The organism is Streptomyces sp. NPDC002309 (assembly GCF_053593375.1).
This window is the reverse complement of the sequence record NZ_JBSFCI010000005.1, coordinates 163,521-178,610: the sequence shown is the minus strand read 5'-3', so window position 1 is coordinate 178,610 and position 15,090 is coordinate 163,521. Positions and strand designations below refer to the sequence as shown.

Here is a 15,090-nt window from a genome sequence, read left to right as displayed (position 1 = left end):
CCACGCCCTCACTCACCGCACCTGAAGATCCTTCCCAGAAGGAGAGCACGACTGTGTGGAAGAAGACGCTTCCGCGGACCCTGGCGGCTGGGCTCGCGGGCCTGGTCGCCGCGCTGACGGCGGGCCTCGCCCTGGCCCCCGCCGCGCACGCCGCCGACATAGGCACCGCCGTGGCCACCCCGGCGACCGGCAGTGACACCTCCAGCATGTCGCTGACCACCTCGGGCCCCTGCCCCGACAACGCCACCAACGTCATCGTCTCGGTCACCGGCTCCGGTTTCCCGGCCGAGGGACAGATCGTGGTCGGCAACTCGCCCATCGCCACCTACCCGACGGACGGCGACGGCGGGATGATCATCCCGCTCACCCAGACCATGCGGGACTACGCCAACACGGCCGGCTTCAGCAACCTGACGGGCAAGTACACCTTCCTCGTCACCTGCCGGACGGCCTTCAACGGCACGAGCCTCGGCGACTTCCCGAGCTCGGTCTGGTTCACCTCCAACACCGCCTACCAGAACACCGACCCGGCGGTGAAGACCGACACCACCACGTCCCTCGCGGTGTCCCCGGCCGGACCGGGCAGCGCGGGCGAGCCGGTCACGCTGACCGCGACCGTCGGCCCCGCGGGCGCCGCGGGTTCGGTCCAGTTCCGCGACAACGGCACGGCGCTGGGCAACCCGGTGGCCGTCTCCGGCGGCGAGGCCGAACTCACCACCACGGCCCTCGCGGTGGGCGACCACGCGCTGACGGCGGTGTTCACCCCGAGCGGCACCGCCTACAACGGCTCGACGTCCACGGCGGTGTCGTACGTCGTCGAGTCCACCCCGGCGACCCCGACCAGCACCGCGCTGGCCGTCTCGCCGGCCGGTACCTCGCCGCAGTACAGCCCTGTCTCCCTGACGGCCACGGTGTCGCCCGCCTCGGCGGCCGGCGCCGTGAAGTTCACGGACACCGTCGGCGGGACCACCACCACGCTGGCCACCGTCCCGGTGTCGGGCGGACAGGCCGCCTTCCGCACCAGCAGCCTGGCCACCGGTGACCACGCCTTCGCGGCGACCTTCGTACCGGCCGACCCCGACGCGTACCTCGGCTCGGACTCCGCTGCCGTTGCGCACGTGATCGGGGCCTTCTCCGGGGTCACCGCCTCCGAGACGATCACCACGACCGTCGAGTCCGGCGCGCTGGTCATCAGCGTCGACGACCCGAACGTCACCCTGCCGTCCCCGCAGCTCAACACCGACGGCGACCTGCTCACCACCACGGGCGCGATCAACCCGGTCACGCTCACCGACACCCGCGCGGGCAACCCGGGCTGGTCCGTCAGCGGCCAGGTCGGCGACTTCTCCGACGGCGGCACGCATCTGATCAACGGTCAGAACCTCGGCTGGACGCCGAAGCTGATCGACAAGGGCGAGGCCCAGACGGTCGCCGCCGGAGCGGCGGTGGCCCCGGCCGACGGTGCCGCACCCGGTGACACGGGGACGGACGGTCTGAAGTCGTCCCGCTCGCTGGCCGTCGGCACCGGTCTGGGCACCGCCCACCTCGGCGCCGGCCTGGACCTGCACGTGCCGACCTCGACCGTGGCCGGGACCTACTCGGCCACGCTCACCCTGACGGCCATCTGACCCTGTCGGACGGCCCACGGGGGCGGGCGACCTCCACCCCCGCCCCGCCCCTTGGCCGGGACGGGCATTCCCCTGCCCGTCCCGGCCCCCGGCCCGCTCCGCCTGCCCTGCCCGCGCCCGATCGGACGACCGACATGATCACGACCTCAGCCCGCCGTATCGCCGCTGTCCTGGCCGCCTGCTTCCTCGCCGTCCTCCCGGCCACCGCCGAAGCGGCGCCCTCCGTCGCCTCCTCGGTCCCGTCCGCCCCGCGCCTCGACAGCAAGAACGACAACTCGGACGACGGCGGGAACGACCGCGAGGGTGACGGCAAGGGCGACGGCAAGGGCCGCACCACCTTCGGCGTCCAGCCCTCGTCCGCCAAGAAGCCGGACACCCGGCCCAACTTCTCGTACGGAGCCACCCCGGGCGCCGTCGTCGAGGACCACATCGCCATCCGCAACCATTCCGCGAGGCCGCTCACCCTGCGCGTGTACGCCGGGGACGCCTTCACCACGGCGGACGGCGGTTTCGACCTGTACGCCGCCCGGCACAAGTCCACGGACGTGGGTGCCTGGGTGAAGCTGCGCAAGACCCGGATCAAGGTGCCGGCGCGGTCCCATGTCATCGTGCCGTTCACCCTCACGGTCCCGCCGAAGGCGACCCCCGGCGACCACACCGGCGGCATCGTCGCCTCCCTGTCGGCCTCCGGGACGGACGGCAAGGGCAACAAGGTCGCGGTGGACCAGCGCGTCGGCGCCCGCGTCTATCTGCGCGTCACCGGCGAACTGGAGTCCCGTCTCGCCGTCGAGGACCTGCGCACCACCTACCAGGGCACCGCCAACCCCTTCGGCACCGGCACCGCGACCGTGACCTACACCGTCCGCAACACCGGCAACGTCCGCCTGGCGGGCGACCAGAGCGTCCGTGTCCGTGACCTGTTCGGCGGCGGGGCCGCGGTCGCCCAGCCCCGTGACCTCACCGAACTCCTCCCGGGCGACTCCCTGAAGGTCACCGTCAAGGCCACCGGAGTGCTTCCCACGTTCCGCGGCACCGCGACCGTCACCCTCGACCCCCGGCCGGTCCGCGGCGACGTCAAGCACCGCATCCTGCCCCGCGTCACCCGCACCGAGCCGTTCTCGGCGACCCCCTGGTCGTTCCTGGCCCTGCTCGCGGCGGTCCTGGCCGCCGTCGTGCCCTTCCTGGTACGACGCCGGCGGCGCGGCCGGCCGCGGCAGGACGCCGCCGCTCGCCGCCGGGGCAGGACGGTGGCCCGCCAGACGGTCGGGCCGGCCGCCGTGACCGTGCTCGCCGCGGGCGCGGCCGTGCTGGGCGCGCCACTCGAGGCACGGGCCGCCGACGCCGGTGCGCTCGCCGTCAGCCCGGCCGAGGGCAGCGACACCGAGCCCATCACCCTCACCCCCGCGGGGCCGTGCCCGGCGAACAGCACCCACGTCATCGCACGCGTCACCGGAGCCGGCTTCCCGCGCGGCGGGCAGATGGTCGTCGGCAACGCGCCCCTGACGGCGTACCCCAAGGCGCCCGCGGGCAGTCCGGCGATCCCGCTGACCTTCACGATGCGGGACTACGCCGGCACGGCCGGATTCACCACCCTGCGCGGCACGTACACGTTCACCGTCAGCTGCCTGAAGGGCCCCTTCGACCTGAAGAGCGTGCGGGACTTCAAGGGGTCGCTGCGGTTCACCGACAAGAGCGCCTACCGGGACGGCACGACGGTGAAAGCCCCCGAGACCCCGGAGGCCCCCGCCGAGACCCCGGGAAGTCCCGCCCCGGGCTCCTCCGAACAGCCCGTACCGCCGACCGCATCGGGAGTCGGATCCGGCGGTACGGGCGCCGACACCGGTGCGGCCGGGGAGTCCGGACCGGGCGCGCGGGCCGGCGACGGCGGCGCGTCCGCCGCGGCCGTGCCGGTCACGGACACCGCCGCGCGGGACTCCAGTACCGCGTATCTCGGCTGGTCCGTGGGCGGGTTCGCCGTCTTTCTGCTGGCCCTGCTCGCGGGTGGCTCCCAGTGGCTGCGCGGCCGGCGGGCACGTGCCCGCGACGCAGCCGCCACCACCTCATGATCCAACGCCCGTTCACCCAAGGAGAGAAACCGTGTCCCTCAGACTCAGGCACCGCACCCCGCTGACCCGGACGTCCGCCGTCCGCATCGGATCGGTGATCGCGGCGTGCGGCGCGGCGGGGCTGCTCGCCACGGCCGCCTCGACCGTCGCCCACGCCGAACCCGCCGGCACGCTGGACGTGGACCCGGGCACCGGCGCGGACGACGAACTCATCATGCTGACCTCCTCGGCCGCGTGCCCGGAGACCGCGACCCACCTCATCGTCTCGGTGCAGGGCTCCGGCTTCCCCGCCGAAGGCCAGTTCCTGGTCGGCAACTCCCCGATCGAGACGTACGTCACGACGGAGGACGGCGGCATCCGGGTACCGCTCACCTACACCATGCGGGACTACGCCAACACCGCCGGTTTCACGACGCTCCAGGGCCGCTACGACTTCACGCTGACCTGCCGCACCGCCTTCAACCCCGCGAGCCTCGCCGACTTCACGGCCCCGATCTGGTTCACCTCCAATACGACGTACCAGGACACCGACCCGTCCGGTGGCACGCCGTCGCCCAGCACCACCGCCTCGCCGACCACGTCCGCGACGCCGACCGGCACCCCCACCGAGACCGGCACGCCCACTCCGACGGACACCGGCACCCCGACCGACACCGCGACGCCCACCGACACCGGCGCGCCGACCGACAGCGCGACGCCGACCGAGACGTCCGGCACCTCGGGCTCCGGCGGCTCGCAGAACGTCTCCACGGAGGTCAGCGGCGGCGGCTCCGGCGGCAACGGCTCCCTGGCCGCGACGGGCTCGAACGCCGTACTGCTCGGGGCCGTGTCGTTCGCCATGGTCGCCGGGGGCGCCCTCGTCGTACGCCGTGCGCGGCGCCGCGAGACCTTCCCCGCCACCGACACCTCCGCCCACTGAGCCACGACCCACTGTCCATCGGGAGAAGGCACCCACCATGACACTCGCAGCCGTACGCGGCCCCCTCGCCCTCGCACTCGTCCCGCTGCTCACCGCCTCGGCCCTCGCGCTCGGCACGGGCGGCGCCCGGGCCGACGTCGTCGGCTCGATGGAGGTCACCCCGGCCACCGGCACCGACGTCAGCGGCATCACCCTCACCACGTCCGCGCCGTGCCCCGAGCCGGCGACCAACCTGATCGTCTCGGTGCGGGGCGCGGGCTTCCCCGCCGAGGGACAGTTCGTGGTCGGCAACTCGCCGATCACGGCGTACAGCACCGCGCCGAACGGCGGCATCGCGGTACCGCTGACGCAGACCATGCGGGACTACGCCGCCACGGCCGGCTTCACCACCCTGCAGGGCCGGTACGACTTCACGCTCACCTGCCGGCCCGCCTTCGGGTCGGCCACGTTCGGCGACTTCACCGCGCCGATCTGGTTCACGTCCGGCACCACCTACCAGAGCACCGCACCGGCCGTCGCGACCACGACCACGCTCGCCGCCTCGCCGTCGAGCCCGGTGACCGAGGGCACCGCCGTGAAGCTGACGGCGACCGTGGCGCCCGCCGCGGCGACCGGCACGGTGCGCTTCCTGGACGGCACCGAGCAGCTCGGCGATCCGGTCGCCGTGCAGGCCGGCAAGGCCACGCTGAGCACGACCCGGCTGACCGTCGGCACGCACGCCCTGAAGGCGGAGTTCACCCCGGCCGACCCGGCGGCGTACGGCTCCTCCGTCTCCGCCCCGTTCACCTACACCGTCAAGATCAAGCCCCCGGCCGTCGTCACGCCCGCGAAGGTGACCGGCACCGTGCGGGTCGCCTCCACCGTGACCTGCTCGGCGGCGTTCGGCGGGGCGACCTCCGTCAAGTACGCCTGGTACCGCAACTCCACGGCGATCGGCGGCGCCACGGCGAGGACCCGCGTCCTGACCACCACCGACTACGCCCAGAAGATCTCCTGCCGGGCCACCGGCGTGAACAGCACCGGCAGCACGTCGTCCACCAGCCCCGCCGTCAAGGTCGCCGTCGGGCCCGCCCTGAAGAACACGGCGAAGCCGTCCGTCTCGGGCACGCACCGCGTCGGTTACAAGCAGACCGCCAAGGTCGGCAGTTGGAAGCCCTCCGCCACCTCCTACAGCTACGTCTGGAAGCGCGACGGACGCGTCATATCCGGAGCCAGGTCCGCGACGTACAAGGCCACGTCCGCGGACCGCGGCCGCAACCTGACGGTCACGGTCACCGCCAAGCGCAAGGGCTACGGCAACGGAACCGCCACCTCCAGCTCGGTGAGGATCCGGTGACGGCACCGGTGAGGGAGGCCGGCACGCCGCCGCGTCACGACGGGTCCGGCGCGTCGCAGGGGCTCATCGAGCCCGGCGGCGTGCCGGACCCCGGCCGGGCGCGTCCCCCGCGCCCGGCCGCCGGGCCCGGGGTCCGGCTGCTCAGCACCGCGCTGGGCATCCTGGCCGCGGTGCTGCTCGGCTTCGTCGGCAACGCCTGGCTCATCGGGGACCTCCGGCACGCCCGGGACCGTCAGGTGGACTACGCCGACCTGCGCACCGCCCTCGCCAACGGGGTCGCCCCGATCGGCCGGTCGGCGGGCGGTGGCATCGCGCCGGAGCCCGGGGTACCCGTGGCGATCCTGGAGATCCCGCGGCTGAAGCTGCGGGAGGTCGTCCGGGAGGGCACCACCGCCGAGCACCTCGCGCGCGGGCCGGGCCACCGGCGGGACACCCCGCTGCCCGGGCAGGCCGGGGTGAGCGTCGTCATGGGGCGCCAGGCCACGTACGGCGGGCCGTTCGGTCGGCTGGGCGAGCTGAGCACCGGTGACGAGCTCACCGTCACCACCGGCCAGGGCAGGCACACCTACCGCGTGCTCGGCCCGCGCCGCGCCGGCGACCTCCAGCCGCCGCCGGTCCGGGCGGGCAAGGGCCGTCTCACCCTGACCACCGCCGACGGGACCCCGTTCATGCCCACGGGCATCCTCCGGGTCGACGCCGAACTGGTCTCCGCCGTCCAGGCCACCCCGGCGTCCGCGGTCCCGCCCGGCGCGCTGCCGGCGGAGGAGGCGGCGATGGCCTCCCAGGAGACCGCCTGGCTGCCGCTCGTGCTCTGGGGACAGGCTCTCGAGCTCGCCGCGGCGGGCCTCGCCTGGGCGCATGCCCGCTGGGGCCGTCCGCACAGCTGGGTCGTGGGCGTGCCGCTGGTCGTCGCGCTCGGGCTGTTCGTGGCCGACCAGGCCGCCCTGCTGCTGCCCAACCTGCTGTGACCGCCACCCCGTCCGCCGCGAAGGCGGAACCCGTGAACACGGAACCCGTACAGACGGAACCCGTACAGACGGAATCAGCGAAAGCGGAACCCGTGCAGACGGACCCAGTGCAGACGGACCCAGTGCAGACGGAACCCGTACAGACGGACCCGGTGCACATGGAACCAGTGAAGGAAGACCGCGTGACCGACCAGACTCCAGGCACCACCACGACGCTCACCCTGCCGCCCCTCCTCGGATCCGGGACCGGGGCGACGCTCGACGCGCGCCGGATCTCGGCCTGGTTCGGCGACCACAAGGTGCTCGACCGGGTCTCCCTGACCATGCCGGCCGGACTGGTGACCGCGCTGATCGGCCCTTCCGGCTGCGGCAAGTCCACGTTCCTGCGGATCCTCAACCGTATGCACGAGCTCATCCCGTCCGCGGCGCTCGCGGGCGAGGTGCTGATCGACGGCCAGGACATCTACGCCACCGGACAGCGCCTGACGGAGGCCCGCCGCCGGATCGGCATGGTCTTCCAGAAGCCGAACCCGTTCCCCGCGATGTCGATCTACGACAACGTCACCGCCGGCCTGAAGCTCACCGGCATCCGCGCGTCGGGCGCGGGAAAGGACGACCTCGTCGAGGAGTGCCTGACCAAGGCGGGCCTGTGGAAGGAGGTCCGCGACCGGCTGCGTCAGCCCGGCGGCGCTCTCTCCGGCGGTCAGCAGCAGCGCCTGTGCATCGCCCGCTCCCTCGCGGTGCGCCCCGAGGTGCTGCTCATGGACGAGCCCTGCTCCGCCCTCGACCCGACCTCCACCCGCCGTATCGAGGAGACGATCCGCGAACTGGCCGAGGAGGTCACCATCGTGATCGTCACCCACAACATGCAGCAGGCGGCCCGGGTCTCCGACCAGTGCGCCTTCTTCCTCGCCGAGCAGGGCACCCCGGGCGTGATCGTGGAGCACGGCCCCACCTCGGCGATGTTCTCCGCACCGGCCGACCCGAGGACGGCGGACTACGTGGAGGGCCGTTTCGGATAGCCCGCGGGCGCGTGCGCACCGGGAAGGCGCACGCCGGCGTTCTACCGTGTGCGGATGCGAACGGTTCCCAGGTGGGCCTTGGTCTCGTCGGGATGCGCGCCCGTCCTGCTGATCTCCGGCTGGACGGTCGCCGCGCGGCTGGAGGGGCCCGGGTACGACCCGGTCACCCAGACGATCAGCGTCCTGGCCGCGTACGGGTCGGCGGGATTCTGGGTGATGACCGGGGCGATGCTCGCCCTGGGCGCCTGTCACCTGCTGACCGCCTGGGCACTGCGCGCCGCGGCGCTCGCCGGACGGCTGGCGCTGGCCGCCGGGGGAGTCGCGGCGCTGCTGGTGGCGCTGCTCCCGACGCCGAGCAGCGGGGGGTCGCTGAGGCACGGTTCCGTCGCCGCGGCCGCCTTCGCATTCCTCGCGGTCTGGCCGGTCCTGGCGGCCGAACGCGGGGGCGCCGCTCCCTGGGCGCTGCGCCCCGGGACCTGCGTCGCGGCGACCGCCGCGATGTGCGCCGGTGCGGCCTGGTTCCTGGTCGAGGCGAGCCGGCAGGGCTCCGACGGAGCCGTCGAACGCATGGTGACGGCCCTTCAGTCCGTGTGGCCCTTCGTGGTCGTCCTGTCCTGCGTCCGCATGCCGCGTCCCGCCGCCTCACCGGCCGACGACTGAGACACCCCCGGCGGCTCCGGGAGGGCTCCGGGCCGGTCCGGTCAGGGGCCGGACGGCCCTCTCCCGGGACGGGGACGGCCCTCTCGCGGGACCGCCTACCCTTGACGCATGACCAGCAGCAGCGACCGGAGCCCGGCAGTGGACGTTCAAGCACCCAAGAGCTACGAGATCCGCACCTACGGGTGCCAGATGAACGTCCACGACTCCGAGCGATTGGCCGGGCTGCTGGAGGACGCCGGGTACGTCCGCGCGCCGCAGGGCGCCGATGGCGAGGCGGACGTCGTCGTCTTCAACACCTGCGCGGTGCGGGAGAACGCCGACAACCGGCTCTACGGCAACCTCGGCCACCTCGCGCCGAAGAAGGCCGAGCGCCCGGGCATGCAGATCGCGGTCGGCGGCTGCCTGGCGCAGAAGGACCGCGACACCATCGTGAAGCGGGCCCCCTGGGTCGACGTCGTCTTCGGCACGCACAACATCGGCAAGCTGCCCGTCCTGCTGGAACGCGCGCGCGTGCAGCAGGAGGCACAGGTCGAGATCGCCGAGTCGCTGGAGGCGTTCCCCTCGACGCTGCCGACGCGCCGCGAGAGCGCGTACGCGGCCTGGGTGTCGATCTCCGTGGGCTGCAACAACACCTGCACCTTCTGCATCGTCCCGGCGCTGCGCGGCAAGGAGAAGGACCGCCGCCCCGGCGACATCCTCGCCGAGGTCGAGGCGCTGGTCGCCGAGGGCGTCTCCGAGATCACGCTGCTCGGCCAGAACGTCAACGCCTACGGCTCCGACATCGGCGACCGCGAGGCGTTCAGCAAGCTGCTGCGCGCCTGCGGGAGCATCGAGGGCCTGGAGCGGGTCCGCTTCACCTCCCCGCACCCGCGTGACTTCACGGACGACGTCATCGCCGCCATGGCCGAGACCCCGAACGCGATGCCGCAGCTGCACATGCCGCTCCAGTCCGGCTCGGACACGGTCCTGAAGGCGATGCGCCGCTCGTACCGCCAGGAGCGCTACCTCGGCATCATCGAGAAGGTCCGCGCCGCCATCCCGCACGCGGCCATCACCACCGACATCATCGTGGGCTTCCCCGGCGAGACCGAGGAGGACTTCGAGCAGACGCTGCACGCGGTGCGCGAGGCCCGGTTCGCGGCGGCGTTCACGTTCCAGTACTCCAAGCGGCCCGGCACCCCGGCCGCCGAGATGGACGGGCAGATCCCCAAGGAGGTCGTGCAGGCGCGCTACGAGCGTCTCGTCGCCCTCCAGGAGGAGATCTCCTGGGACGAGAACAAGAAGCAGGTCGGCCGCACCCTGGATCTGATGGTCGCCGAGGGCGAGGGCCGCAAGGACGGCGCCACCCACCGGCTCTCCGGCCGCGCCCCCGACAACCGCCTGGTCCACTTCACCAAGCCCGACGAGGAGGTGCGCCCCGGCGACGTCGTCACGGTCGAGGTGACCTACGCCGCCCCGCACCATCTCCTCGCCGAGGGCCCTGTCCTCGCCGTGCGCCGCACGCGCGCGGGCGACGCCTGGGAGAAGCGGAACGCGGCGGAGGCCGCCAAGCCGGCGGGCGTACTGCTCGGCCTGCCCAAGATCGGCGTCCCCGAGCCGCTGCCGGCGGCCACGGGCGGCGGCTGCAGCCGCGACTGAGGCGCCACCCGGACGACCCCGGGCGCGGTGCTCCGGGCCGGAGCACCGGCCCGCGGGGCACGGGGCTACGCTGCCGATCATGCTTGTCGCCGCCGCAGTGTGCCCCTGCCCACCGCTCCTCGTACCCGCGGTCGCCGCGGGTGCCGCCCCCGAGCTGGACGCCGCCCGCACCGCGTGCACGGACGCGCTGGGTGTGCTCGCCGCCGCCCGGCCCGACCGGCTGGTCGTGATCGGACCCACCGCGCAGGGCGAGACCGAGTCGTACCCGCAGGGCACGCCCGGATCGTTCCGCGGCTTCGGTGTCGACCTCGGCGTACGACTGGGGCGGAACGAGACGGCCGACGGGACGCGTGCGGTCGTGCCGGGAGCGCTGCCGCCCTCGCTCGCGGTCGCGGCGTGGCTGCTGGAGCGGACCGGATGGTCGGACGCGCCGATCGAAGGGCTCGCCGTCGGGGAACCTCTCGCGCCCGAGCGCTGCGGGGACACCGGCAGGGAGATCGCGGCAGGTTCCGGGCGCGTCGCGCTGCTGGTGATGGGCGACGCGAGTGCGTGCCGCACCTTGAAGGCACCCGGCTACCTGGACGAGCGGGCGGGGCCGTTCGACGCGGCGGTGGGGCGCGCGCTGGGATCGGCGGACCTCGCGGCCCTGGAGGCGCTGGACGCGGAGCAGGCGCGTCGGCTGATGGTGTCGGGACGTGCGCCCTGGCAGGTGCTCGCGGGAGCGGCCCAGGGCGCCGGCCTCGAAGGCACGCTGCTGTACGAGGACGCACCGTACGGGGTCGGGTACGTGGTGGCTTCCTGGTCATAGCGGGGCGCTTGTCGGCACGCACGGCACGCACGGCACGCGCCGCTCACACGGCACGCACGGCGCACCGGCGGACGGCCGGGAGCGTCGTGCTCCGCGGCCGCCCGTCGTGCCGTGTCCCCGGTCCGAGCTCTCCTGCTCAGGAGGACGGTGGCGGGCCGCTCGGCGGCATGGTGGTGCCGCCTCCCGCGCCGTGGTCGTCCTTGTGCGCGAGCCGGTCCATGGCGCCCTTGGCCTTGTCGGTGCCCGAATGGATCTTGTCGCTGTACTTGCCCTTGGTGCGGTCGTCGACGACCTTGGCGGCCTTGTCGATGCCGTGCTGGATCTTGCCTCCGTGCTGCTGCGCGAGGTCGGAGACCTTGCCCTTGGCCGGGCCCAGCCTGGCCTTCAGATTGTCGATGAGACCCATGGGTTCACCTTCCCTCGCGGGAGCGTCATGTCCGGGCGCCCTCGTCGGCCTCGCTGTCGGCCGCCCGGCCCGGCGACTGCTGCTGCGGGATCTCGACGGCCTCGGCAGCGTCGCCCTCGTCACCCTTGTTCGCCGAAGCGGAAGCCGGAGCCGGCACCGGCACCGGAGCGGGAGCCGGAACCGAAGCGGCAACCGAAGCTGAGTCCGATGCCGATGCCGATGCCGATGCCGATGCCGATGCCGATGCCGATGCCGACTCCGCTTCGGCTCCGGCGTCGCTCGTGCCGGATGCCTCGGCCACCGGCACCTCGTCCGCCTCGGACCCGGCCGACGGCCGGTCGGTCAGCACCTCGGCGGCAGACGTCTCCTCCGTGGTCTTCGACCTGCGGAAAAGTCGCGCAAAAACGCCCATATCAACTCCATACGTTACTCGCGCGGGCGAGATCCCGCGTCGCCGTGGGGTCCCCCTGTCCGGGCGAGGACGAGGAGGCCGGGAAGCGTCCGTGTGTCGCCCGGGTCGCCGCCACCGTGAACCGGCGGTGTGTGCCCCGCAACGGCCAACGACTCCCGGATTGCCCCCGTCACGTAACTCGTTCGAGAGCGGGGGGAGAGGTTTGCGAGACTGGTGCGGTGAGCAGGCCACTTCCAGCCCCCCGAGTCATCGCCGTCGTCGGACCGACCGCGGCCGGAAAGTCCGATCTGGGCGTCCATCTCGCCCAGCAACTCGGTGGGGAGGTCGTCAACGCGGACTCCATGCAGCTCTACCAGGGGATGGACATCGGTACCGCCAAGCTGACGCCCGAGGAGCGCGCCGGCGTCCCCCACCACCTCCTGGACATCTGGGACGTCACCGTCACGGCTTCCGTCGCCGAGTACCAGCGGCTCGCGCGGGCGCGTATCGACGCCCTGCTCGCCGAGGGGCGCTGGCCCGTCCTCGTCGGCGGCTCGGGCCTGTACGTCCGCGGGGCCGTCGACAACCTGGAGTTCCCCGGCACGGACCCCGAGGTCAGGGCCCGGCTCGAGGAGGAGCTCACGCTGCGCGGTTCCGGCGCGCTGCACGCCCGGCTCGCCGCCGCCGACCCCGACGCCGCGCGCGCGATCCTGCCCAGCAACGGCCGCCGTATCGTCCGCGCGCTGGAAGTGATCGAGATCACCGGGATGCCCTTCACCGCCAATCTCCCGGGGCACGACTCGGTCTACGACACCGTGCAGATCGGCGTCGACGTGGCGCGTCCCGAGCTCGACGAGCGCATCGCGCTCCGGGTCGACCGGATGTGGGACGCCGGGCTCGTCGAGGAAGTGCGCGCACTCGAGGCGCGGGGCTTGCGCCAGGGGCGTACGGCGTCGCGCGCACTCGGCTACCAGCAGGTGCTCGCCGCGCTCACCGGTGAATGCACGATGGAGGAGGCCCGCGCCGAGACCGTGCGAGCCACCAAACGCTTCGCGCGCCGACAGGATTCGTGGTTCAGGCGCGACCCTCGGGTGCATTGGCTCAGTGGGGCCGCGGAGGACCGCGGGGAACTTCCGCGACGTGCCCTGGCGTTGGTCGAGCGAGCGGTCACAGCCTGATCACGTGATGGCATCGGGACGCTCCGGCCGTCATCCGGGCCTCCGGCGCCGTGCCATCATCGAGCTTCGATCGACCAAGTGGAGTCCTAGTTGGGAGGGCGCGTGGCGATGGAGGCCGGCCCTCGCAACACGGCACAGGACGCCGAGCACGTCACCACCGGGAGTGGTGAAGTGGAGCCGGGCGACGACGGTCGTCCGGGCGTGGACCTGGAGGGACCGGCTGCCGACGCGGAGGTCCGTCTCGCGGCGGACGGACTCGACGAGACGCCCGACGGCGTGACCGACGACGGTCCCGAGCCGGACGAGCTGTTCGTGAGCGGCCCCGAGGTCGAGGTCGAACTGCGCCCGCAGCGCCGCCTGCGCCTGTGGCAGCTCGCGCCGATCGTGGGTCTGGCCGCGGTCGGCTCGCTGATGTTCGCGTTCCCGCTCGCCTTCGACTTCGGTGACAGCGGGGCGGTGATCGCCATGCTGGGACTGCTGATCTGCTCCTGCGCGGCCGGCTGGGGCATGATGGCCGCCCGCAAGGTCGGCCACACCTGGCCGGGGCTGCCGCAGCGGGGCTCCGGACGGCGGCCGGACTGGCGGGTGGTCCTGGCGTACGTGGTCGTGGTCGTCGCGGTGGTGGTGCTCGCCGTGTGGCGCGTGGCTCGCCTGCGCTGAGCCCGGGTTCACCGTGGTGCGGGCCGATCGCGACGCCGAGGCCCCCGAGGAGCTGAAGCCCGCGGCGTGAGGCCTTCACCGCTCCGACGCGCAGGGTCGCGCTCCTTCCCCGCCCGGCATCCGGGGGCCGGGCGCCGCGAAGAACGCCGCCGCCTGCTACGCGCAGTTCCCCGCCCGGCATCCGGGGGCCGAGTTCCGAGGCGCATGCCGGCCTACGCCCGGGGCTTGAGGCGTTCACCGGGTCCTGGATCCGGGGCCCGAGGCTCCTGCCGGGCCGACACCCCGGGCGCGACGGAGTGCCGTCGCAACCCCGTACGATCGAGGAATGAGCACGCGGATCGCCTTCCTCAAGGGGCACGGCACCGAGAACGACTTCGTGATCGTCCCGGACCCCGAGAACGCCATCGACCTGCCCCCCACCGCCGTCGCCGCCCTGTGCGACCGCCGCGCGGGCATCGGCGGCGACGGCCTGCTGCACGTCGTGCGGTCCGCCGCGCACCCCGAGGCCAGGGGGATGGCGGCCGAGGCGGAGTGGTTCATGGACTACCGCAACGGCGACGGATCGATCGCGGAGATGTGCGGCAACGGCGTGCGGGTGTTCGCGCGCTACCTCCAGCGCGCGGGGTACGTGACCGAGGGTGACCTCGCCGTCGCCACGCGCGGGGGCGTGAAGTCCGTGCACCTGGCCAAGGACGGTGACGTCACCGTCGGCATGGGCCGCGCGCACCTTCCCGAGGGCGACGTCACGGTGAGCGTGGGCGAGCGCGGCTGGCCCGCGCGGAACGTGAACATGGGCAACCCCCACGCCGTGGCCTTCGTGGACGACCTCACGGACGCCGGCGATCTGTTCGCGCCGCCGCCGTTCAGCCCGGCCGCCGCCTACCCGGACGGCGTCAACGTCGAATTCGTCGTCGACCGCGGCCCCCGGCACGTCGCCATGCGCGTGCACGAGCGCGGCTCCGGCGAGACCCGCTCCTGCGGCACGGGCGCGTGCGCCGTCGCCGTAGCCACCGCCCGCCGCGACGGCGCCGACCCCGCGCTCACCGGGACCCCGGTGACGTACACCGTGGATGTCCCCGGAGGACGCCTGGTCATCACCGAGCGGCCCGACGGCGAGGTCGAGATGACCGGCCCGGCGGTGATCGTCGCCGAGGGCGAGATCGACGCGGAGTGGTTGACGGCTTCGGTGAACTGACGGAGCGTTCGCCCGCGGGGGAGCGGGCGCGGGGTTGTTGCCGCCGGCCGTCGACCGCCGACTCCCCGTCAGGACGCCGTCGCCGTCCGGCCGACGGTGATGGAGTCGCCGTCCGTGGAGTCGCCGTCCGGTCGACGGCGGTGAATTCTCCGCTCGGATGTTCGAGACCTGGCAGCCCAGTTCAGGCCGTGCCCGGTCATAAACCTCCAAACCAT

14 protein-coding genes are annotated in these 15,090 nt (G+C 73.4%); 12 read left to right on the top strand and 2 right to left on the bottom strand.

Annotated features, from left to right (window positions below):
- Positions 1 to 53 precede the first annotated feature (53 nt).
- The 9 genes from ACWCPM_RS06760 (at position 54) to ACWCPM_RS06720 (ending at position 11,045) form a co-directional block, all read left to right on the top strand.
- Positions 54 to 1,628: an Ig-like domain-containing protein gene (locus tag ACWCPM_RS06760; protein ID WP_450975048.1), complete on the top strand. Its 1,575-nt coding sequence runs from the start codon at positions 54 to 56 to the stop codon at positions 1,626 to 1,628.
- A 134-nt stretch (positions 1,629 to 1,762) separates the two neighbouring features.
- A complete protein-coding gene (locus ACWCPM_RS06755) occupies positions 1,763 to 3,694 on the top strand; it encodes a WxL protein peptidoglycan domain-containing protein (protein ID WP_450975047.1) in 1,932 nt (643 codons plus the stop codon).
- 31 nt (positions 3,695 to 3,725) lie between these two features.
- Entirely contained in the window at positions 3,726 to 4,613 is an 888-nt protein-coding gene (locus tag ACWCPM_RS06750) for a hypothetical protein (protein ID WP_450975046.1), read from the top strand.
- A gap of 37 nt (positions 4,614 to 4,650) precedes the next feature.
- The gene (locus tag ACWCPM_RS06745) at positions 4,651 to 5,949 is read left to right on the top strand and encodes an Ig-like domain-containing protein (protein WP_450975045.1); all 1,299 of its coding nucleotides are present in this window, start codon (positions 4,651 to 4,653) and stop codon (positions 5,947 to 5,949) included.
- Complete coding sequence (locus tag ACWCPM_RS06740; RefSeq protein WP_450975044.1) at positions 5,946 to 6,917, top strand: sortase; 972 nt, start codon at positions 5,946 to 5,948, stop codon at positions 6,915 to 6,917. The genes ACWCPM_RS06745 and ACWCPM_RS06740 overlap by 4 nt, the downstream gene beginning before the upstream one ends.
- 182 nt (positions 6,918 to 7,099) lie before the next feature.
- Positions 7,100 to 7,939: a phosphate ABC transporter ATP-binding protein gene (locus ACWCPM_RS06735; RefSeq protein WP_450975043.1), complete on the top strand. Its 840-nt coding sequence runs from the start codon at positions 7,100 to 7,102 to the stop codon at positions 7,937 to 7,939.
- A 54-nt stretch (positions 7,940 to 7,993) separates the two neighbouring features.
- Positions 7,994 to 8,599 carry a DUF998 domain-containing protein gene (locus ACWCPM_RS06730; RefSeq protein ID WP_450975042.1) on the top strand — a complete coding sequence of 202 codons (606 nt, stop codon included), beginning with the start codon at positions 7,994 to 7,996 and terminating at the stop codon, positions 8,597 to 8,599.
- Between the two features lie 108 nt (positions 8,600 to 8,707).
- Positions 8,708 to 10,237, top strand: a complete 1,530-nt coding sequence (miaB, locus tag ACWCPM_RS06725; protein WP_450975041.1) for a tRNA (N6-isopentenyl adenosine(37)-C2)-methylthiotransferase MiaB — start codon at positions 8,708 to 8,710, stop codon at positions 10,235 to 10,237.
- Between the two features lie 79 nt (positions 10,238 to 10,316).
- Positions 10,317 to 11,045, top strand: coding sequence for a class III extradiol dioxygenase subunit B-like domain-containing protein (locus ACWCPM_RS06720; protein WP_450975040.1), 729 nt, complete (start codon positions 10,317 to 10,319; stop codon positions 11,043 to 11,045).
- A 136-nt stretch (positions 11,046 to 11,181) separates the two neighbouring features.
- Here the strand turns inward: ACWCPM_RS06720 and ACWCPM_RS06715 are convergent, their stop codons facing one another.
- Together ACWCPM_RS06715 and ACWCPM_RS06710 are read right to left on the bottom strand one after the other, a co-directional pair.
- Positions 11,182 to 11,451, bottom strand: a complete 270-nt coding sequence (locus tag ACWCPM_RS06715) for an antitoxin (protein ID WP_450975039.1) — start codon at positions 11,449 to 11,451, stop codon at positions 11,182 to 11,184.
- A 25-nt stretch (positions 11,452 to 11,476) separates the two neighbouring features.
- Positions 11,477 to 11,800 carry a hypothetical protein gene (locus tag ACWCPM_RS06710; RefSeq protein ID WP_450975038.1) on the bottom strand — a complete coding sequence of 108 codons (324 nt, stop codon included), beginning with the start codon at positions 11,798 to 11,800 and terminating at the stop codon, positions 11,477 to 11,479.
- A gap of 281 nt (positions 11,801 to 12,081) precedes the next feature.
- Here ACWCPM_RS06710 and miaA point away from each other — a divergent pair, with 281 nt between their 5' ends.
- The 3 genes from miaA (at position 12,082) to dapF (ending at position 14,875) form a co-directional block, all read left to right on the top strand.
- Positions 12,082 to 13,020: a tRNA (adenosine(37)-N6)-dimethylallyltransferase MiaA gene (gene miaA, locus ACWCPM_RS06705; RefSeq protein ID WP_450975037.1), complete on the top strand. Its 939-nt coding sequence runs from the start codon at positions 12,082 to 12,084 to the stop codon at positions 13,018 to 13,020.
- 108 nt (positions 13,021 to 13,128) lie between these two features.
- Positions 13,129 to 13,680: a hypothetical protein gene (locus ACWCPM_RS06700; protein ID WP_450975091.1), complete on the top strand. Its 552-nt coding sequence runs from the start codon at positions 13,129 to 13,131 to the stop codon at positions 13,678 to 13,680.
- A 325-nt stretch (positions 13,681 to 14,005) separates the two neighbouring features.
- Positions 14,006 to 14,875: a diaminopimelate epimerase gene (gene dapF / locus ACWCPM_RS06695; RefSeq protein ID WP_450975036.1), complete on the top strand. Its 870-nt coding sequence runs from the start codon at positions 14,006 to 14,008 to the stop codon at positions 14,873 to 14,875.
- Positions 14,876 to 15,090 lie beyond the last annotated feature (215 nt).